Here is an 18548-nt window from a genome sequence, read left to right as displayed (position 1 = left end):
TCCGGCCGAGGAGAGAGGAATGACATCGTCGCTGTTCGATCTCACGGGCAAGCGCGCCCTGGTCACGGGTTCGTCGCAGGGAATCGGCCTGGCGCTGGCCAAGGGTCTCGCCGGCGCCGGCGCGCGGGTGGTGCTGAACGGACGCGACGCCGGCAAGCTGGGCCGGGCCGCATCCGGGATCGGGGGAGCGACGGCACTGTCCTTCGACGCGACCGACCATGCCGGCGTCCGGGCCGCCGTCGACACCTTCGAAGCCGAGCACGGCGCCATCGACATCCTGGTCAACAATGCCGGGATGCAGTTCCGCTCGCCGCTGGAGGATTTCCCGGCCGACGCGTTCGAGCGCCTCCTGCAAACCAACATCGCCAGCGTCTTCCATGTCGGACAGGCCGTCGCCCGGCACATGATCGGACGCGGGCGCGGCAAGATCATCAACATCGCCAGCGTTCAGACCGCGCTCGCCCGTCCCTCGATCGCCCCCTACACCGCGACCAAGGGCGCGGTCGGCAACCTCACCAAGGGCATGGCGACCGACTGGGCGAAATACGGTCTGCAATGCAACGCCATCGCACCGGGCTATTTCGACACGCCGCTGAACGCCGCGCTGGTCGCCGACCCGGCCTTTTCCGCCTGGCTGGAAAAGCGGACGCCCGCCGGGCGCTGGGGCAAGGTCGAGGAACTGGTGGGCGCCTGCATCTTCCTGGCCTCCGACGCATCCAGCTTCGTCAACGGCCATATCCTCTATGTGGACGGCGGCATCACGGCCTCGCTGTGATGCTCCGCGCCGTCATCATGGGGGTTTCGGGCTGCGGCAAGTCCAGCGTCGGCGAGGCGCTGTCGGCTCGCATAGGCGTGCGATATTTCGACGGCGACGACATGCATCCGGCCGCCAATGTCGAGAAGATGAGCAAGGGCATTCCCCTGGCCGACGACGACCGCTGGCCCTGGCTCGACGAGGTCGCCGCCGCCCTGTCGGACCGCGCCCCGGCGATCGTCGCCTGCTCCGCCCTGAAGCGGGCCTACCGCGACCGCATCCGCGCCGGCGCCGGCGGGCCCGTCCGCTTCGTCCACCTCGCCGGCGGCCGGGACATGGTTGCCGCGCGCCTGGCCGGGCGCACCGGCCATTTCATGCCGCCCTCCCTGCTCGACAGCCAGTTCCGCGCCTTGGAGGCACCCGGCCCCGACGAGGCGCTTACCCTGGACATCGGGCCTCCCATCGCCGTGCTGGTGGCGACCATCGCGGCCGACCTGAAAGGAACGACGCGGTGGTGACCGGACATCTCGCCCTGATCGGAGCCGGCGCCATGGGCGGCGCGATCGGATCGCGGCTCGCCCGCACGGGGTCGGACCTTCACGTCTTCGACCCGGATGCCGCCAAGGTCGCGGCGCTGACGGCGCTCGGCGCGGTCCCCGCGGCATCCGCGGCCGAGGCCGCACGCGGCGCCGGGGCCGTGATCCTGAGCCTGAATGCCCCGCACATCGTCCGCGCCGCCGTCTTCGGGCCGGCCGGCGTGGCCGAGGGCGCCGCGGCCGGAACCCTCGTCGTCGACATGTCCTCGACCAACCCCGAAGCCACGAAGCAGCTGGCGGCCGACGCCGCCGCCAGGGGACTGCGCTGGGTGGACAGCCCGCTCTCCGGCGGCGCGCCCAAGGCGGAAATCGGCCATCTGACGCTGATGCAGGGCGGCGCGGCGGCGGACGTCGCCGAAGCCCAGGGCGTGCTGGCGCAACTCGCCTCCAACCAGACCCGTATGGGCGCGGTCGGCGCCGGCCAGACGACCAAGCTCGTCAACCAGGTGCTGTGCGCGCTCAACTTTCTCGCGGTCGCCGAGGCCACGGCGCTGGCCGAGGCGTCGGGCGTCGACGCCGCGCGCATTCCGCAGGCCCTGAAGGGCGGGCGCGCCGACAGCGCCATCCTGCAGGAATACATGCCCCGCTTCGCCGCGCGCGACTATCGCCGCACCGGGCGCATCGACAACATGGTCAAGGACCTCGACGGCGCACAGGACCTCGCCCGCCTCACCCATACCGCCATGCCGCTCACCGCCATCTGCGCCGAGGTGCATCGCCTGCTGACCGCCGCCGGCCTCGGCGGCGAGGACCAGGCCGCGCTGATGGAATTCTTCAAAGGACCAGGCAAGGAGCCGTTCGCATGATCACCCGCTACGCCCTGTTCGAGGGAAAGCTCCACGCAGGCCAGACCGATGCCTTCCGCAAGGCGGTGCTGGGCGAGGTCCTGCCCAAGTGGAAGGCCTTTCCGCGCGCCCTGGCGGTGCGCGTCAACTTTGCCGAATCCCGCGACGACGGCGCGCCGGAATATCCGATGATACTTGCCATCAGCTATCCTGACCTTGCCGCCGTCGAGGCCGCTCTTGCCAGCCCTGTCCGTGCGGAAGCCAAGGCGGCGACAGAATCCGTGCTGGCGCGCTTCTTCACCGGCCGCATCCACCATCATGTCACCGTCGCCCATGATTTCGAGCCGTGAGGGACGGGCGCCCTTGAATTCACGCTCGATGTCTTGATAACTGCCGCGTGAACGGTGCCATTGCATGCGGAGCCGGATGCCCCAACCCCGCAAACCGCCGACCATGAGCGACATCGCTCGTGCGGCCGGCGTCTCCTCCATGACGGTCAGCCGAGCCTTCAAGAACGATGGCTCCGTGATTGCCAAGACTCGTGAGGCGGTTATGCGGGTGGCTGAAGAACTCGGCTACGTCTTTGACAGTACGGCAGCCAATCTGCGCTCGCAACGCACCAATTTCGTCGCCGTCACGATCCCCTCGATCAACAATGCCAACTTTGCCGATACTGTGAGGGGTCTGTCCGACAACCTGACGCCTCGAGGGCTTCAGATATTGCTCGGCTATACCGACTATGACGTCGACAAGGAAGAGGACCTGATCGAGCAGCTTCTGCGTCGGCGCCCCGAGGCTATCGTCGTCACCGGCGGGAAGCACACGCCGCGCGCGCGCAGCCGGCTCGAGAATGCGGGCATTCCGGTCATCGAGACCTGGGACATGCCCGAAAAACCCATCGGCCACGTGGTGGGATTTTCCAACGCTGCTGCCGTAGGGGCGCTCGTCGATCATTTCGTCGCCGCCGGCAAGCGCCGGATAGCCTTTATCGGCGGCGACACCAGCCGGGACACGCGCGGCTCCGATCGACGGGCCGGCTTCGTCGCCGCGATGCGGCGTCACGGGCTGGACACGCACCGTCTGATTGCCGCGGGACAGCCGCCCATCTCGATGCGCGAGGGTGCCTCCGCGATGGCGCATCTGCTCGAAACCATGCCTGACACCGAGGTCGCGATCTGCGTCTCCGATCTTTCGGCCTTCGGCGCCCTTACGGAATGCCAGAGGCGCCATATCCCGGTTCCGGCCCAGATCTCGATCGCCGGCTTCGGCGACTACGAGATCGCGGCGATCTGCGTGCCCTCGATGACGACCATCAATCCGTTTCCGCACGAGATCGGCGCCCGGGCGGCGGCCATCATCCTCGATGCGCTGGATGGTCGGCTGGAGGAGCCTCAGACCGTTGCCATCTCCACCCGGCTTCTGCTCCGCGACAGTTCCATCTGAGAGGCATCCCGGACATTCGGCGCGGCCTCCGGCCGGCCGCGAGGTGCGCCGGTCCGGCGTGCCGCCGCCGTTCGCGCGTTCACGCGGCCGGCATCGGCTGCAGCATCACCTGGTCGCTCAACACGGCGTGACGGGCTTCGACGATCCGGAACCCCGCCTGCGCCGCCAGGGGCCGGAAGCCTTCGAGCCCCCGCGGCACGAGCGCAAAGCGGTGTCCGGCGATCATCCTGCGGCGGAGGTCGTCGGCGCACGTCACCGAACCGACGACGCAGCTGGCACCGCTGCCGCCTGCCCGCAGCGCGGCGAGATTGGCGACGATGGCGTCGTCGCTGCCATACTCGAACAATCCCCCCTCGGATGCGGCGACGACGATCCCGCCCTGCCGGCCGAGCTCGTCCATCAGTTCGCCGAGAGGCGACGCGTCACGCCAGTCATAGTCCCGAGGTCGAAGCTCGACGTCGAAGCCGCGCAGGCCGCCGCCCTCGCACTTCAACGCGGCCAATGCCGCCCGCCCGAAGGCTGGGCCCGCCGGATCCAGGTCGAGCACATGGACCACGACCGGCCGCATGAGCCGGTCCGGAGAGGAGCGGGCCAGCAGGATCAGCGCATTGATGGCGTCCATCGCCGTGCCGCCGCCGATATCCACCAGGTGCAGCGGCCGGTCGTCGGTGCTCACCGCCCGCAGCGCGCCCGCCGCGATCAGCTTCGCCATCTGCTGCAGGCGCAGCCGCATCAGGGCGAGATGCGGCGAGGCCGCGAACTCCCGGTCGAGCGGGCCGTCATAAGGCGGCGGCAGGTTGCCGGGCCCCAGCTTCAGAAGATAGGTGCTCACACTGTCGAGGAACGGGGCGTCCCCGCCGAACAGCGCGCGCATGAGCGGCGAGGTCTGCGCCGCAGCCCTCAGCATTCCGCGGGCGATGAAACCCGGCAGCCAGCGCCACCAGCTGTCGCTGGCCAGCACCGCCTCGCGCAAGGCCTCGATGTCCTCGGGCGCATCCGGCACGGTGAAGCGCGGGTGCGTGATGTCGATCACCGGAAGCTCGACGCCGTCCGCGGTCGGCACCACCGCGATCCCGTCCTGCCGAAACGCGTCAGCCGCCGTGCTCATGCTCGCGCTCCAGTCTGTCCCTCCGGCGCCCGCAAGTCCGTCGCACCGGGAGCCCATGGAACTGCCGAACGCTCAGGCATCGCCGCGCGACGCCCCGTTCGGGTTTGCGCCGACGGATGGCGGCTCAGGCACGTCCCTAGAGCGTTTTGCGATTTGACGGACTCGCGTCAAGTCGCAAAGACGCGTCGAAACAAGGAGCTAGAGCAAAGCGCGTTTCCACCAAAACGCGCTTTGCTCTAGAGATAGGGGCCGCGGCGCACGATTGAAACCGCGCGCCTGTCGAATTGCGGCGACGGCGATCACATCGGCGGGCTCCTTTGGCGGGCAGCGCCGAAGGGCCAGAAGGAAGCACCACCCCACACGGAACGTCCCTCCTCCTTGAATCTCTCGAATGCCGTGGTCGCGTCGGCTCGCCGGCCCTCCACCGCGGGCCGAAGATCTGGCACCTTTGCCGGACGGGACATCGAACCGGCTTCCCGCCCGATCCGCGCCTTTGGCGCGGACGACATGACTTGAGCGGGGCGACGTGCATGTTTCCGGCGGTCGATGGCGGACGGGGCGGCACGCCGCGGACCTGCCGGTGCCGCCGGGCTGCTGTTCGACAGGAGGGGGAAAAGGGCCATGAGTGAGAAACCCGCCGCGCGCCGGCCCGCCGCGACCACCGTCGCCGGGCGTTACGGCAGCCTGAGGCCGCTCGACGCGGATGCGGACGCATCGGCGCTCTATCGGCTTTCGCATGACGAGAACACGGCCGTCACCTGGGCGGAGATGAAAGTCGGTCCGTTTGCGGACGAACCGGCCTTTGCCGAGCATGTCGGCGAGCTGGCCGGAGACCCGAAGCGAGCCTTCTTCGCCGTCGTGGATCGGGACAACGCCGTGCTGGGCTGGCTTTGCCTGATGGAAGCCCGGATCGCTCATCAGGTCGTGGAGCTCGGCTATGTGCTCTTCACGCCGCGGATGCAGCGCACTCGACTTGCCACCGAGGCATTCTACCTCATCATCCGGCACGTGTTCGAGGATCTCGGCTACCGTCGCCTGGAATGGACCTGCACGGCCGAGAACGACCGGTCGCGCGCCGCCGCCGACCGGCTCGGATTCGTCTATGAGGGAACGCTCCGCCAGGGCCTGTTCCTCAAGCGCCGGCCGCGAGATATCTGCGTCTATTCGATGCTCGCGTCCGAATGGCCCGCCAACCGCGCCGCGATGGAGGGCTGGCTGGATCCGGCAAATTTCAAGGACGGCCGGCAGGTCCGGTCGATCGCAGAGATCCGGATGAGACCCCTGCCCGACGGGCGGTGATCGCCGGATGACATTGGACCGCCGACCGGCATAAGTCGGCTGCGTCAGTCCCCGATCGCGCATGGCGGTACCGCGGGCCGCCCCTCGGAACAAGCCCGGAGGATTGCTCCAAGCCGGAAGCGCCTGAACATGTGACGTTTTCCGAGCTTGCGCTTGAAAGCCAGCGTCGAAGAGTCGGCCGGCGACGCCCGGCCCCGCGGGAGTGACGCGCCCGGATGCCGGGAACCTGCTCGGGCGCCCCCGGCGGACCCTGCCGTCATCGGCGGCCGTCTGTAACTTTCGGTCGATTCCACCTGGTCGGCCTTTTGACTAGCGTCGATGCCAGTCAAAGCAGGAGAGGCCGCATATGGGCAGCCGGACCAATTCACTCGACACAAGCTTGCGCCAGCGTGCCCTGGCCGTCGTTCCCGGCGGCATGTGGGGGCACATGAATGCGGCCTCGCTGCCGGCAGGCTATCCGCAGTTCTTCTCGAGGGGCGCCGGCAGCCACGTATGGGACGTCGACGGCAATGAATATGTCGACTTCATGTGCAGCTGGGGGCCGGTCATCCTCGGCCATCACCACCCCGAGGTCGACGAGGCTGCCCAACGCCAGTTTCGTCTCGGCGACTGCCTGAACGGGCCGGGCGAGTCCATGGTCGAACTGGCCGAGACCTTCGTGCGGCTGGTTCCGCATGCATCCTGGGTCCTGTTCCAGAAGAACGGCACCGACGCCACGACCGTGGCCGTGACGCTGGCCCGGGCCGGTACCCGCAAGCGCAAGATCCTGGTGGCCCGCGGCGCCTATCACGGCTCGGTGCCCTGGTGCTCGCCCTCCCTCGAAGGCGTCACCGCCGAGGATCGCGCACACATCCTCTATTATGACTTCAACGACATTCCGAGCCTGGAAAAGGCCGCGGCCGAAGCCGGGGACGACCTTGCCGGCATCCTCGTCTCGGCTTTCAAGCACGACTACGCCAAGGACCAGGAATTGCCGACCAAGGCCTTCGCCACACGCCTGCGCGAATTGTGCGACGCCGTCGGAGCCGCGCTGATCCTCGACGACGTGCGCGCCGCCTTCCGTCTCGACCTCGGCGGAAGCTGGGAGAACCTCGGCGTTCGGCCCGACCTGGCGGCCTACAGCAAATCGATCGCCAATGGCTACACGCTGGCCGCCGTCACCGGCAACGAGCGCTTCCGCGAGGCGGGCACCAGGGTTTTCGCCACCGGCTCGTTCTGGTGCTCGGCCGTGGCCATGGCGGCGGGCGTCGCCACCCTGCGTGCCCTGGAGCGCGACGATGGGGTCGGCCGGATGCGCGAGATGGGCCAGATGTTGCGCGACGGGCTCGATGCTCTGAGCCGGCAGTACGACATCGGTATCCGCCAGACCGGCCCCGTGCAGATGCCGCAGGTGCTGTTTGACGGCGACGCCAATCATGTTCGCGGTTACACATTCTGCCAGGCCGCCCTGAATCAGGGTGTCTACTTCCATCCGCTGCACAACATGTTCATCTCGGCCGCCCATAAGTCCGAGGACATTGCCCGCGCCCTCGACGCGGCCGAGCACGGCTTCAAGGCCATCCGGGCCCTCACGCCGGCGCAGCTCGCGGCCCCGCCGACGCTCAATCCCTTCACCGGCAACCCCTACTGAGGACAGAGAAATGCTCGATCGCGATCATCGGCACGTCCGCCGGTCCGCCGGCCGGGGCTTGGCCCACGGCGTTGCCCTCGCCGTGCTCATCGGTCTTTCGACCCACGCTGCGCCCGCCAGGGCGGACGGAGCGTCCATCGTCGTCGCCCGCGCGATGGACTTCAATTCGCTCGACCCCGCCCGCGGCTGGTGCGATTCCTGCCAGATCTATCTGACGGCGGCCTACGAGCAGCTCGTGACGCTCGGCCCCGACAACAAGACCATCGAGCCCCGCCTTGCCAAGTCCTGGGAATCCAACAAGGACTTCACCGAGTTCACCTTCAAGCTCGATCCCGACGCCAGGTTCGCCGACGGCTCGCCCGTCGAGGCCAAGGACGTGAAGTGGTCGCTCGAGCGCTTCCAGAACATCAAGGGCAGCGCCGCCTTCCTCGTCGATTCCATCGCCTCGATCGAGACGCCCGATGCCTCGACGGTCGTCGTCAAGACCAAGTCGCCCAATTCCGAACTCGTCAGCCTGCTGGGGGTGCCCTATGCGAGCATCCTGAACAGCGATCTCGCCATCGCCCATGGCGCGACGGCCGGTCCCGATGCCGCGGCGACCGATACCGCCGACAAGTGGCTGTTCACCGAGTCGGCCGGCAGCGGCCCCTATACGCTGGTGTACTACAAGGCCGACGATGAACTGCGCCTGCAGCGCAACGAGGCCTATTGGCGCGCCAAGCCCAAGACGGCCACCGTCATCATGAAGCAGGCGTCGGACGCCGTGACCCAGCTCCAGATGCTGCAATCGGGTGCCGCCGATATCGCCATGCAGGTCGATCCGGACACGTCCAAGACGGTGAGCGATCCCAATATCGTCTTCGAGGTCGTGCCTTCGTTCAATTTCGTCTATGCCGCGCTCAGCCCGGCGGCAAAGGACGTGCCGGTCGAGCTCAACAAGGACATCCGCGAAGCCATCGCGCTCGCCATCGACTACAAGGGCATGATCGACTTCACCATCGGCGGACAGGGCAAGTACCAGCCCGTCGCCATCCCCAACGGCTTCCCGGGCACGGAAGGCCTGCCCGAGCCGCAGGAAAATCTCGAGCGGGCCAAGGAGCTCCTTGCCAAGGGCGGCCAGCCCGACGGCTTCACCATCGACGCCCGGTTCGCCACGGGCAACGCTTATGGCGTCGACATCTCGCTCGCGATGCAGAAGCTGCAGCAGGACCTCGGACGCATCGGCGTGCAGCTCAACCTGCTGCCCACGACCTACAATGTCTGGATTTCCGAGGTGGACGATCCCGGCATCCCGCTGACCATCGCCTACTATGCCCCCGACTACTATGGCACGGGCCAGTACATCCAGTTCTTCTCCATGCTCAAGGACATGCCGTGGGGCAAGCGCGCCGGCGTCGGCAAGACCCCCGGGCTGGACGGAGACGCCCAGGAGGCCCTGTTCAGGACCGCGCTCTCCTCCTCCGGGGAACAGCAGACCGAGGCCTATTCCAAGCTCGCGCGCATGATGATCGACGACCGGATCGTGCTGCCGTTGGTCAGCCCCGACCTCGTGCTGGCCTATCGCAAGGGCGTCCAGGGCGTGCGCTACAGCGCCTGCTGCAACCTGCCGCTCTCCGAACTCGACAAGAACTGACCAACGGACTGCCGGTCGATGCTGCAGTTGATCCTCCGACGACTGGTGATGATGCCCTTTCTCATCCTGGGCATCGTCACCGCCACTTTCGTGCTGGCGCAGTATACGAAGGGCAATCCGCTCGTCTCCATCATCGGCTCGCGGCAGCTCGGCAATCCCGAGGCCGTCGCGGCGGCCAAGGCGCGCTGGGGCCTGGATAGATCGGTTCCGGAACGCTATGTCATCTATGTCCGGAACCTGCTCACCGGCGATCTCGGCACCTCGTTCCGCACCAAGCAGCCGGTCTTCGACGATCTGGCGACCCGCCTGCCGGCGACGATCGAACTGGTGATCGCCGCCATGATCGTCGGCACGCTCGGCGGCCTGGGCCTGGCCCTCATATCGGCTCAGTTTCCCCATTCGGGCTTCGACTACGCGGCCCGCTTCGTCGCGCTGCTCGGTTCCTGCGTGCCGGTCTTCTGGTTCGGCCTGCTGGCGCTCTACGTGTTCTCCGTTCAGCTCGGCGTGCTCCCAGGACCCGGCCGCCTGGACATCCGCTCGCTGGCGCCGCCGACCGTCACCGGCTTCATGATCCTCGACAGCCTGATCGCAGGGCGCCTCGACCTCTTCCGCGAAGCGGTTTCCCATCTCGTCCTGCCGGCCTGCGTCCTCGGCTGGTCGGTCATCGGCATCGTCACGCGCATGATCCGGGCCAGCCTGCTGGAAGTCCTGGCGCTGGACTACGTCAAGCTTGCGCGGGCCAAGGGCGCCGGCAGCCTGCGCGTCCTGCTCAATCATGCGCTGCGCAACGCCTTGATCCCGACACTGACCATTCTCGGCTTCACCTTCGCCTACCTGATCACGGGCTCGGTCCTGGTCGAGACGATCTTCTCCTGGCCGGGCATCGGATCATACGCCGTGGATGCCTCTCGCGGCCTCGACTACCCTGCCATTACCGGCGTGACGATCGTCGGCGGCCTCGGCTTCCTCATCGCCAACTTGCTGACGGACATCGCCTATGCAGCAGCCGACCCCCGTATCAGGCTCCGGTGAGGCAAGGCCATGACGCTCTTCGCCCAATCCGCGCCCACGAGCCGCCGAACGTTCCGCCCGCCCTTCCTCCGGGGCGGATCGGCGGCCGCCTATGTCGGCTGCTTCGTGATCCTGGCCTTCGTGCTGGTCGCGCTCACCATCGATCTGTGGACGCCGTACAATCCCGTCGGCCTGGCGGGCCCGCGCCTGCGCCCACCGAGCCTGTCCCATTGGCTCGGCACCGATTCACTCGGCCGCGACGTGCTGATCCGGACGCTCTACGGCACACGCTATTCCCTGCCGCTGGCCGCCCTCGTCCTCGGCGTCAGCGTCAGCGTGGGGGTGATGCTCGGCGCCGTCGCCGGCTTCGTCGGCGGCTGGGTCGACGGCGCGGTCATGCGGCTGGCCGACATCACCTTGTCCTTCCCGCCCATCCTGCTGGCGATGGCCATCGCCGCGTCCCTCGGCCCCGGCCTCGTCAACACCGGCATCGCCCTGATGATCGTCTGGTGGCCGATCTATGCACGCCTCATGCGCGCCCAAGTGCTGAACGTGAAGGCGCTCGAGCATGTCGAGGCTGCGGTGGCCTGCGGCGCCTCGCCCCCGCGCATCCTGTTCAAGCACGTCATGCCGCTTTGCCGGGCGCCGATCCTCGTCAACGCCAGCATCGACGTCGGCCAGGTCGTGCTGCTGGCGGCCGGCCTCAGTTTCGTCGGCCTCGGAGCCAAGCCGCCGACGCCTGAATGGGGACAGATGATCGCCGAGGGCGCCCAGGCCTTCTACCAGTGGTGGATCGCCCTCGGGCCCGGCCTTGCCATCCTCCTCATCTCGCTGTCCTTCAACTTCCTCGGGGACGCCTTGAACGACGCGGCCGATCCGCGCTCGGGCAACCGGGCATGACGGGGAACATCCTCGAGATCCGGGGCCTGTCGATCTCGTTCGAGACGAACGGCCGGCACCTGCCGGTCGTCACGGGACTCGACCTCGATGTCGCCCATGGCGACGTGGTCGGCATCGTCGGCGAATCCGGTTCCGGCAAGAGCCTGTCCATGCTGGCGGTGATGGGCCTGCTGCCGGACAATTTCCATGCCTCTGGTTCGATCCGCTTCGCCGGCGAGGAGCTGGTCGGCAAGCCCGAACGCGCCCTGCGCTCGCTGCGGGGCCGGCGCATCGCCATGATCTTCCAGGACCCGATGACGGCGCTCAATCCGGTGTTGACCGTCGGCGCCCAGATCGCCGAGGCCCTTCGCATCCACAACCCCTCGCTCACCCGGCGCCAGCTGCGCGACAAGTCGATCGAGCTCCTGGAGCTGGTCGCCATTCCGATGCCGGTGCGGCGCTTCCAGCAATATCCGATGGAGCTTTCCGGCGGCATGCGCCAGCGCGTGGTCATCGCCATCGCCATGGCGAACGCGCCGGAGCTGCTGATCGCCGACGAGCCGACCACCGCGCTCGACGTCACCATCCAGGCGCAGATCGTCGACCTGCTGCAGAAGCTGCGCGAGGAGCGCCGGCTGTCGGTCCTGCTGATCACGCACGACCTCGGCCTCGTCGCCACCCTCGCCAACAAGGTGACCATTCTCTATGCCGGTTCCACCATGGAACAGGGGACCGTCGACGCCATCTTCGAGGAGGCCCGCCACCCCTACACCCTGGGTCTGATCGGGGCGACGCCGGAGATCGAGGGCGATGCCAGGCTCGTCGCGATCGACGGGTTGCAGCCGGCGATCGGCAGCAGGGGCCCGGGATGCCCGTTCCAGCCGCGCTGCCCGATGGCCGTTCCGGTCTGCGCCGAACGCCCGGCGCCGGTGCTGGACGTCGTGCCGGGCCTTGCCACGGCGTGCCACCGGGCCTCCGAACACCTGTCGCGAGAAAGGGTCGCCAATGGCCTCTGACGCACAGCCCCTTCTCGCGCTCGAGAACGTTTCCGTCGAATTCCCAATACGGCGAGGCCTGATCTTCGAACGCACGGTCGGCCACGTCAAAGCCGTCTCGGACCTGTCCCTGACGCTCGAAGCCGGCGAAACCGTCGGGCTGGTCGGCGAGTCCGGCTGCGGCAAGTCCACGCTCGCCCGCGCCATCGTCGGCCTGGTTCGCACCGCGCGGGGGCGGATCCTGTTCGAGGGGCAGGATCTCGCCGGGCTGAGCGCCGGGGCGATGCGCCCCTACCGGCGCCACCTTCAGTTCGTCTTCCAGAACCCCTATGCCAGCCTGCATCCGCGCATGACGGTGCATGACATCATCGCCGAACCGTTGCGGATGATCGGCGGCGACCGTGCCGAGCGCGATGCGCGGGTGCGCGAGGCCATGCGGCGGGTCCAGCTCCTGCCCGAGTACGGCGGGCGCTATCCTTTCGCCTTCTCGGGCGGCCAGCGCCAGCGCATCGGCATTGCCCGCGCCCTCGTCGTCGACCCCAGGGTCGTGGTGCTCGACGAATCCGTTTCGGCCCTCGACGTCTCCGTCCAGGCGGGCATCCTCAACCTGCTGAAGGACCTGCAGGCGCAACTGGGCATGTCCTACCTTTTCATCGCTCATAACCTCGCCGCGGTGCGCTATGTCTCCGATCGCGTCGCGGTGATGTATCTCGGCAGGATCGTCGAACTGGCCGGCCGCGACACGCTCTATCACCAGCCGGCGCATCCTTACACCCAGGCCCTGCTCTCCGCCGTGCCGCCGGCCAGCCCCAGGGCCGCCCGGAGCCAGCGCCGCATCGTGCTGGGCGGCGAGGTGCCCAGCCCGGCCGATCCGCCGAGCGGCTGCGGGTTCCGCACGCGCTGCCCGCGCGCCAAGAAGATGTGCGCCGACATCGTTCCCCCGCTCCTGGCGGTCGGCGACGGCCATTACGCCGCCTGCCACTATCCCACCCGCTGACTTCGGCCGCGGCGCAACACATGGCCGTGATTGAAAGGCATTTTAGTACATTCCTTGCTTGTCAGAAATCCGTGGGCGACTAGCATTGCCGCTCCCAGTGGACTGGACGCGGTCACGGGCAAGAGACGACATGGATACGGACATCGAGGAAACTCAACGCTTTACGTTGGCGGCGTTCCGCGCGTCGGCGGCGGTCTTCTATTGGATCAATGATGATCTGGCGATGCATGACGAGGTCCTGACCGGCCTGCCCGAAGACCATATTCTTCGCTACCACGCCGGCATGGCCGATCTCGATCCGCTGAGCGTCAAGCGCCTCGTCTCGGCCGGCAGCACCATCGGTGTGCTATCGCGCGACCGGAACGGCACGACGGATGCACAATTTTCGGTCTATGCCGACTATCTGCTCGACAGCGCGGTCACGGACGTGATGGACCTGATCTTCTACCATGACGGCTTTCCCTTCGCCGGCCTCGGCATCCACAAGACCCGGGCCGATCCGCCCTTCTGCCCGGAAGCCCTGCGCCTCGCGCAGACCATGCAGCCTTATATCGAGTTCAACCTGCGCACCCATTCGCGCATCAGGCCGCGCTACCTGCGCCATGTCCTGATGAATCGCTGCCGCCTGACGCAGCGCGAGATCGAGGTGGCCGAACTGGTGCGGCAGGGCTGCACCAATCACGACATCGCAGACGGACTCGGCATCGCGCTGGGCACGGTGAAGGCGCATCTGTTCCGCGCCTTCGAGAAGCTCGGCGTGGAGAACCGGGCGGCCCTGGTCGCACGTCTCAACCTGATGGAGAACGACAGGCGGATCCGCGAAGCGAGCCCCGCACTTTCTACCTGAGCGCGAGCCATCACGATCATACAACAATTTAACATTCATCTATAAATTTTTGATATTATTGATATTTAGCGCAACATAAGACAATAATTCGATTGCCTGGTACGGCATGGCCGGCGCAGGCCGCGCGGCATGGACCCGCGCTGGCCCGTGCCACCGAAATTGCCAGGCTCGTTCACCCCGATGACGAAGATCGCCTCCCCTGCGGAGCCCAGGTGCGGGCGGAGCACGTGACGCGGCCTGCTGTCCGGGGCTAAGCTGAGCCGTCGACAATCGTATCGCGGCCGGAACGGCCCCGGGACACAACGGCACCGACATGATGAAGCTGCTTCCCGGCATTCTTGCCGGCCTGGCGTTCGCCAGTTCCGCGCTGGCCCAGTCCTGGCCGGGTGATTTCACCGGACGGGTCCAGGCGCTGGCCGTGCTGCAGAGCCTGAACAGCGAGTTGCTGAGCCATGACAGCGCGACGCTCACCCTCGACCGCTGGTGCGACGACCATCGCCTTGCCACGCCCGCCAAGATCGTGGCCCGGCGGCAGACCGATATCGTCAAGCCGATCTCGCAAGAGCAGCGCCGGCTTCTGGACATCGGGCCGGACGAACCCGTGCGCTATCGCCGGGTGCAGCTGATGTGCGGCGAGCGCGTGCTGTCGGAGGCGGACAACTGGTATGTTCCCGCGCGCCTCACGCCGGCGATGAACCAGGCGCTGGACACCTCGAACATCGCCTTCGGCCGCGCCGTGCAGAGCCTGCGCTTCCAGCGCCGGACGATCTCGGCCGAAATGATGTGGTCGCCCCTTGCGAAGGGCTGGGACATGCAGGCGGCCGCGCCGCGTCCCGACTGCTCGCCCCTGGCCATCCCGCCGCAGGTGCTGCAGCATCGCGCCGTCCTGACCCTGCCCGACGGGACCCCGTTCAGCGAAGTGATCGAGACCTACACGTCGGACGTCCTCGCGTTCGAGCCGCCGGCCCGCGCATCCCTCGATCCCGAATGCCGATGAAGATGGGCGCGCAACGGCGCCCGCGGTGTGACGGGACGAAAACGCGGCAGGCGCCGGCACTCGATCCCGGCAAGCTTCGACAGGCCCAAGAATTGTCGCAGGCGGAACCCGGGCGTGTCCCGGGTATCGCCGGCGCGCGCTTCGTCGGTCTGCCGCGCGCGCAACTCGTCGGCCGGCGTCGATGGTTCGATTTGCCGACTGGACCACGCCGTTTGCCGCCGACTGGCTATTCTCCATAGGCCAGTGTGACGATAGCCTGAGGCAAGATCCCGCGAACCGCGAAGCCGACGCCCCCCGAAATGACCCTCCAGTTGAATCCCTCCCGATCCTCCGCCACGCAACCGAGGACATATATGGCCGTTCTGGTCGTCCTCAGTTTGACGCATCTGCTGAACGACCTGATCCAGTCGCTCATCCCGGCGGTCTACCCGATCATCAAGGACGCCTACGCGCTCGATTTCGTTCAGATCGGGATCATCACCTTCACCTTCCAGATCGCGGGCTCGCTGTTGCAGCCGGTCGTCGGGTACGTCACCGACCAGCGCCCGATGCCGTATTCCACCATCATCGGCATGACCTTCACCCTCGTCGGTCTGGCCAGCCTCGGCTTCGCGTCGAGCTACGGCCTCATCCTCGTCTCCGTGGCCTGCATCGGCATCGGCTCGGCGATCTTCCACCCCGAGGCGACCCGCATGGCGCGCCATGCGTCCGGCGGCCGGCAAGGCTTTGCCCAGGGCATCTTCCAGGTCGGCGGGCAGGCCGGCGGCGCGCTCGGCCCGCTCCTGGCTGCCTTCATCATTGTGCCGCACGGCCAGGCGAGCCTCGCCTGGTTCACATCGGTGGCCCTTCTCGCCATGGTGCTGATGGTGTGGACGGCCGGGCAGCACACCGCAATCCGCAAGCATTTTGCGACCACAAAGGCCTCTCTTTCGGGAAGCGCCGCAAGCGGCCGGCCGCACTCGACGACGACCGTCATGGCCGGGCTGGTGATTCTCACACTGCTGATGTTCTCGAAGGTCGCCTATGTCGAGAGCTTCCGGTCGTTCTATACGTTCTACCTGATCGAACGCTTCGGGGTGTCGATACCGACCTCGCAGGTGATGCTGTTCGTCTTCCTGCTGGCACAGGCGGTGGGCGTGCTGATCGGCGGCATCGCCGGGGACAAGATCGGCCGCTATCGCATCATCTGGATTTCGGTCCTCGGCCCGCTGCCGCTCACGCTCCTGCTGCCCTATGCCGATTTCTTCTGGACCGGAGTGCTGACGGTTCTGATCAGCCTGATCATCGCGAGCGCCTTTGCATCGATCCTGATCTACGCCATCGAACTGATGCCGGAGCGCATCGGTCTCATCGGTGGGCTGTTCTATGGCCTCAACTTCGGGCTGGCGGGGATTGCGGCCGCCGTCCTCGGCGGACTGGCGGACAGCTTCGGCATCGAATCCGTCTATCGGATTTGCGCTTTCCTGCCTCTGGCCGGCCTTCTGACCTGGTTCCTGCCTCGTATCGAAGACGGCGCCGCCGCCGGCAAGCCAAAAGGCGGGTGAAGAGCGGCGCCCCCCGGATACCACCCGACAGACATATGCCGGCACGCGCCAGCGCCCCGGAGCGAACGCCGGGCGGGGCTCGCGGATCGGCTGTCCCGACCGGAACGCGACATGCGGCCGGAGCGAGGCAGGGCGCAGGAGGCGGACCCGATTGACCTATCTTCTCTGGACGCTGCCGGCGCTCGCGGTCATTGCGGCGATTGCGAGCGGCCGGCTCGGCACGCTGGCAGCCTCGCTCCTCGGCCTCGCCGCTGCCCTGGTCGTCGCGCTGACCGCCGCGCCACGCGATTTCCACGCAGCCGACGCGATTGCCTCCCTGACGCGCGGCGCCTGGATCGGCTGGATCGTCGTGCCCTATATCCTCGGCGGGCTTCTGTTCTGGCAGATGGCCATCCGGCCGGGCGACGCCGCCATGCCGGTCGAGACCGCATTGCCGGATGCCCGCGCCAGACGCCGGCTGCTGTTCACCGCCTGCTTTCTCATCGGTCCGTTCGCGGAATCGGCCACCGGCTTCGGCGTCGGGATCATCGGCACGATGATGCTGGTCAAGCGACTGGATGTGGCGCCGGTCTATCTCCTGGCATTCAGCCTGCTCAGCCAGACCATGATCCTGTGGGGCGGGATGGGCAGCGGCGCCATCGTCGGCGCCGCCTTTGCACATACGGACCCGACCGAGCTCGCGGTCCATTCCAGCTTCATTCTCGCCATCTTCAACGCGCTCTGGCTGCCGCTCTACTGGCGCCTGGCGGACGAGGCCGGTATCGGCGCCGGCGGACGTGAAAGGTTCGGCGAGGCTGCCTGGCTCGGTGTCAGCCTCGCTTTCGTGATCGGCGCGACGGCACTGCTCGGCCCGGAAACCGCGATGCTCGCGGCCTATGGCCCGATGATCGTGCTGCGCTGGATGGCGGATGAACGCCCCGATCATCGCTCAGTCAGCCTCGCCATCCGGCGGATGGCGCCTTTCGCGCTGCTGATCGGCTGGCTCGTCCTGACCCGGCTTCTACCGCCGCTGAAGCAAGCCCTCGAACATGTCGGCCGCATGCAGCTGTTCGCAGGCGCGCCCGGATGGTCGCCGCTGTTTCATGCGGGCACATGGCTCGTCGTCGGCGCGATCCTGACCGGCCTGGTGCGCGGGCACACATCCGCCTTTCCGGGTGAGATCAGGGCAGCCTGGAAGACCGGACGCCTGGCGGTCCTGACCATCATCACCTTTTCCATGATGGCCGAGCTTCTCTCCGGCTCGGGGATCGCCGAAGGGGTGGCGCGCGGCATGTTCACGGCGCTGGACCGTTGGGCCATCGTCGCGACGCCGCTGATTTCCGCAATGTTCGGGGCCCTGGCCAACAGCAGCAATGCCGCCAACGGATTGTTCATGGCCTCGCAGGTCAGCCTCGCGACGGAAGCCGGCCTCGACGTCGCCGCCGTGATCGCGCTGCAGCACACCGCAGCCCTCTCGCTGAACATGGTCTCGCCGGTGCGGATGTCCATCGTCTGCGGCCTCGCCGGAACGCCGGGGAAAGAGCGCGAGGCCTATCGCATCATGCTGCCCTTCGCGGCCGCGGTCGTCGTCGTGCTGCTGGTCTCCTCCCTTCTCGTCGCCACCCGCCATTTCTAGAGCAAAGCGCGTTTCGGCTGAAACGCGTTTTGCTCCAACTCCTTGTTTTCGACGCGTCTTTGCGACTTGACGCGATTCCGTCAAATCGCAAAACGCTCCAGGCAATCACCGTTTTCCGGCCGCGGGCTCGAGCGGCTGCGGCGCGTCGGCAAGGAGCCGGCCGGCCCTGGGCCGGCCGCCGTCCAGATCGAGCACCGGCACCGTGGCTCAGGATGCATTGTGGCAAGCCAACCGAGCTCCCGGCGTAGTCGAAAGACGGGTTTCGGCATGGCGGATGAAGCTTACAATCCGCTTACACAGGCTATCAGGGTGCCGCAACGCACGAAGCAGTAAGTTGCGGGCATGATTCGCCGTGATCCTTCAGCTGCGTGGCGGAAGTGTGATCTGTTATCTTCCTTGGGTCCTGTGCCGCAGC

17 protein-coding genes are annotated in these 18548 nt (G+C 67.3%); 16 read left to right on the top strand and 1 reads right to left on the bottom strand.

The features are described from left to right. The first annotated feature begins 19 nt into the window (after window positions 1-19). The 5 genes from AC27L4_RS24185 (at window position 20) to AC27L4_RS24165 (ending at window position 3578) form a co-directional block, all read left to right on the top strand. Window positions 20-775, top strand: coding sequence for an SDR family oxidoreductase (locus tag AC27L4_RS24185; protein ID WP_487145030.1), 756 nt, complete (start codon window positions 20-22; stop codon window positions 773-775). Beyond that, complete coding sequence (locus tag AC27L4_RS24180; RefSeq protein WP_487145029.1) at window positions 775-1272, top strand: gluconokinase; 498 nt, start codon at window positions 775-777, stop codon at window positions 1270-1272. Before AC27L4_RS24185 ends, AC27L4_RS24180 begins: the two co-directional genes overlap by 1 nt. After that, a complete protein-coding gene (locus AC27L4_RS24175) occupies window positions 1269-2156 on the top strand; it encodes an NAD(P)-dependent oxidoreductase (protein WP_487145028.1) in 888 nt (295 codons plus the stop codon). Before AC27L4_RS24180 ends, AC27L4_RS24175 begins: the two co-directional genes overlap by 4 nt. Then, complete coding sequence (locus tag AC27L4_RS24170) at window positions 2153-2485, top strand: hypothetical protein (protein ID WP_487145026.1); 333 nt, start codon at window positions 2153-2155, stop codon at window positions 2483-2485. The genes AC27L4_RS24175 and AC27L4_RS24170 overlap by 4 nt, the downstream gene beginning before the upstream one ends. A 103-nt stretch (window positions 2486-2588) precedes the next feature. Beyond that, window positions 2589-3578 carry a LacI family DNA-binding transcriptional regulator gene (locus AC27L4_RS24165; RefSeq protein WP_487145024.1) on the top strand — a complete coding sequence of 330 codons (990 nt, stop codon included), beginning with the start codon at window positions 2589-2591 and terminating at the stop codon, window positions 3576-3578. Between the two features lie 79 nt (window positions 3579-3657). On the opposite strand, the gene AC27L4_RS24160 is transcribed toward AC27L4_RS24165, so the two are convergent. Beyond that, on the bottom strand, window positions 3658-4743 hold the full coding sequence (locus AC27L4_RS24160; protein ID WP_487145023.1) for a hypothetical protein: 1086 nt from the start codon (window positions 4741-4743) through the stop codon (window positions 3658-3660). 489 nt (window positions 4744-5232) lie between these two features. Here AC27L4_RS24160 and AC27L4_RS24155 point away from each other — a divergent pair, with 489 nt between their 5' ends. The 11 genes from AC27L4_RS24155 to AC27L4_RS24105 all read left to right on the top strand — a co-directional run bounded on the left by AC27L4_RS24155 (window position 5233) and on the right by AC27L4_RS24105 (window position 18133). Beyond that, complete coding sequence (locus AC27L4_RS24155) at window positions 5233-5985, top strand: GNAT family N-acetyltransferase (protein WP_487145021.1); 753 nt, start codon at window positions 5233-5235, stop codon at window positions 5983-5985. Between the two features lie 346 nt (window positions 5986-6331). After that, window positions 6332-7615 (top strand): aminotransferase class III-fold pyridoxal phosphate-dependent enzyme, encoded by a 1284-nt coding sequence (locus tag AC27L4_RS24150; protein WP_487145020.1) that lies wholly within the window; start codon window positions 6332-6334, stop codon window positions 7613-7615. Between the two features lie 10 nt (window positions 7616-7625). Then, window positions 7626-9248: an ABC transporter substrate-binding protein gene (locus AC27L4_RS24145; protein ID WP_487145018.1), complete on the top strand. Its 1623-nt coding sequence runs from the start codon at window positions 7626-7628 to the stop codon at window positions 9246-9248. Between the two features lie 18 nt (window positions 9249-9266). After that, window positions 9267-10280, top strand: coding sequence for an ABC transporter permease (locus AC27L4_RS24140; protein ID WP_487145016.1), 1014 nt, complete (start codon window positions 9267-9269; stop codon window positions 10278-10280). A 9-nt stretch (window positions 10281-10289) separates the two neighbouring features. After that, window positions 10290-11159 (top strand): ABC transporter permease, encoded by an 870-nt coding sequence (locus AC27L4_RS24135; RefSeq protein ID WP_487145015.1) that lies wholly within the window; start codon window positions 10290-10292, stop codon window positions 11157-11159. Beyond that, window positions 11156-12154, top strand: a complete 999-nt coding sequence (locus tag AC27L4_RS24130) for an ABC transporter ATP-binding protein (protein ID WP_487145014.1) — start codon at window positions 11156-11158, stop codon at window positions 12152-12154. The genes AC27L4_RS24135 and AC27L4_RS24130 overlap by 4 nt, the downstream gene beginning before the upstream one ends. Further along, on the top strand, window positions 12144-13130 hold the full coding sequence (locus AC27L4_RS24125; RefSeq protein WP_487145012.1) for an ABC transporter ATP-binding protein: 987 nt from the start codon (window positions 12144-12146) through the stop codon (window positions 13128-13130). Before AC27L4_RS24130 ends, AC27L4_RS24125 begins: the two co-directional genes overlap by 11 nt. A gap of 130 nt (window positions 13131-13260) precedes the next feature. Then, window positions 13261-13977 (top strand): helix-turn-helix transcriptional regulator, encoded by a 717-nt coding sequence (locus tag AC27L4_RS24120; RefSeq protein ID WP_487145010.1) that lies wholly within the window; start codon window positions 13261-13263, stop codon window positions 13975-13977. Between the two features lie 313 nt (window positions 13978-14290). Then, window positions 14291-14974, top strand: a complete 684-nt coding sequence (locus AC27L4_RS24115) for a hypothetical protein (RefSeq protein WP_487145008.1) — start codon at window positions 14291-14293, stop codon at window positions 14972-14974. Window positions 14975-15273: 299 nt separating this feature from the next. After that, on the top strand, window positions 15274-16518 hold the full coding sequence (locus AC27L4_RS24110) for an MFS transporter (protein ID WP_487145006.1): 1245 nt from the start codon (window positions 15274-15276) through the stop codon (window positions 16516-16518). Between the two features lie 151 nt (window positions 16519-16669). After that, window positions 16670-18133, top strand: a complete 1464-nt coding sequence (locus tag AC27L4_RS24105) for an L-lactate permease (RefSeq protein WP_487145005.1) — start codon at window positions 16670-16672, stop codon at window positions 18131-18133. The last annotated feature ends 415 nt before the right edge of the window (window positions 18134-18548 follow it).

The sequence above is a fragment of the Labrys sp. Lb11 genome (assembly GCF_057554225.1).
The sequence above is the reverse complement of the archived record's forward strand: the minus strand, read 5'-3'. Positions and strand labels throughout refer to the sequence as shown.

What these genes read in the sequence shown, in the direction of transcription:
- AC27L4_RS24180 (WP_487145029.1), top strand. Translation starts at nt 775, where the DNA reads ATGCTCCGCGCCGTCATCATGGGGGTTTCGGGCTGCGGCAAGTCCAGC.
- AC27L4_RS24145 (WP_487145018.1), top strand. Translation starts at nt 7,626, where the DNA reads ATGCTCGATCGCGATCATCGGCACGTCCGCCGGTCCGCCGGCCGGGGC.
- AC27L4_RS24135 (WP_487145015.1), top strand. Translation starts at nt 10,290, where the DNA reads ATGACGCTCTTCGCCCAATCCGCGCCCACGAGCCGCCGAACGTTCCGC.
- AC27L4_RS24130 (WP_487145014.1), top strand. Translation starts at nt 11,156, where the DNA reads ATGACGGGGAACATCCTCGAGATCCGGGGCCTGTCGATCTCGTTCGAG.
- AC27L4_RS24110 (WP_487145006.1), top strand. Translation starts at nt 15,274, where the DNA reads ATGACCCTCCAGTTGAATCCCTCCCGATCCTCCGCCACGCAACCGAGG.
- AC27L4_RS24185 (WP_487145030.1), top strand. Translation starts at nt 20, where the DNA reads ATGACATCGTCGCTGTTCGATCTCACGGGCAAGCGCGCCCTGGTCACG.
- AC27L4_RS24150 (WP_487145020.1), top strand. Translation starts at nt 6,332, where the DNA reads ATGGGCAGCCGGACCAATTCACTCGACACAAGCTTGCGCCAGCGTGCC.
- AC27L4_RS24115 (WP_487145008.1), top strand. Translation starts at nt 14,291, where the DNA reads ATGATGAAGCTGCTTCCCGGCATTCTTGCCGGCCTGGCGTTCGCCAGT.
- AC27L4_RS24170 (WP_487145026.1), top strand. Translation starts at nt 2,153, where the DNA reads ATGATCACCCGCTACGCCCTGTTCGAGGGAAAGCTCCACGCAGGCCAG.
- AC27L4_RS24140 (WP_487145016.1), top strand. Translation starts at nt 9,267, where the DNA reads ATGCTGCAGTTGATCCTCCGACGACTGGTGATGATGCCCTTTCTCATC.
- AC27L4_RS24155 (WP_487145021.1), top strand. Translation starts at nt 5,233, where the DNA reads ATGGCGGACGGGGCGGCACGCCGCGGACCTGCCGGTGCCGCCGGGCTG.
- AC27L4_RS24125 (WP_487145012.1), top strand. Translation starts at nt 12,144, where the DNA reads ATGGCCTCTGACGCACAGCCCCTTCTCGCGCTCGAGAACGTTTCCGTC.
- AC27L4_RS24120 (WP_487145010.1), top strand. Translation starts at nt 13,261, where the DNA reads ATGGATACGGACATCGAGGAAACTCAACGCTTTACGTTGGCGGCGTTC.
- AC27L4_RS24165 (WP_487145024.1), top strand. Translation starts at nt 2,589, where the DNA reads ATGAGCGACATCGCTCGTGCGGCCGGCGTCTCCTCCATGACGGTCAGC.
- AC27L4_RS24160 (WP_487145023.1), bottom strand. Translation starts at nt 4,743, where the DNA reads ATGGGCTCCCGGTGCGACGGACTTGCGGGCGCCGGAGGGACAGACTGG.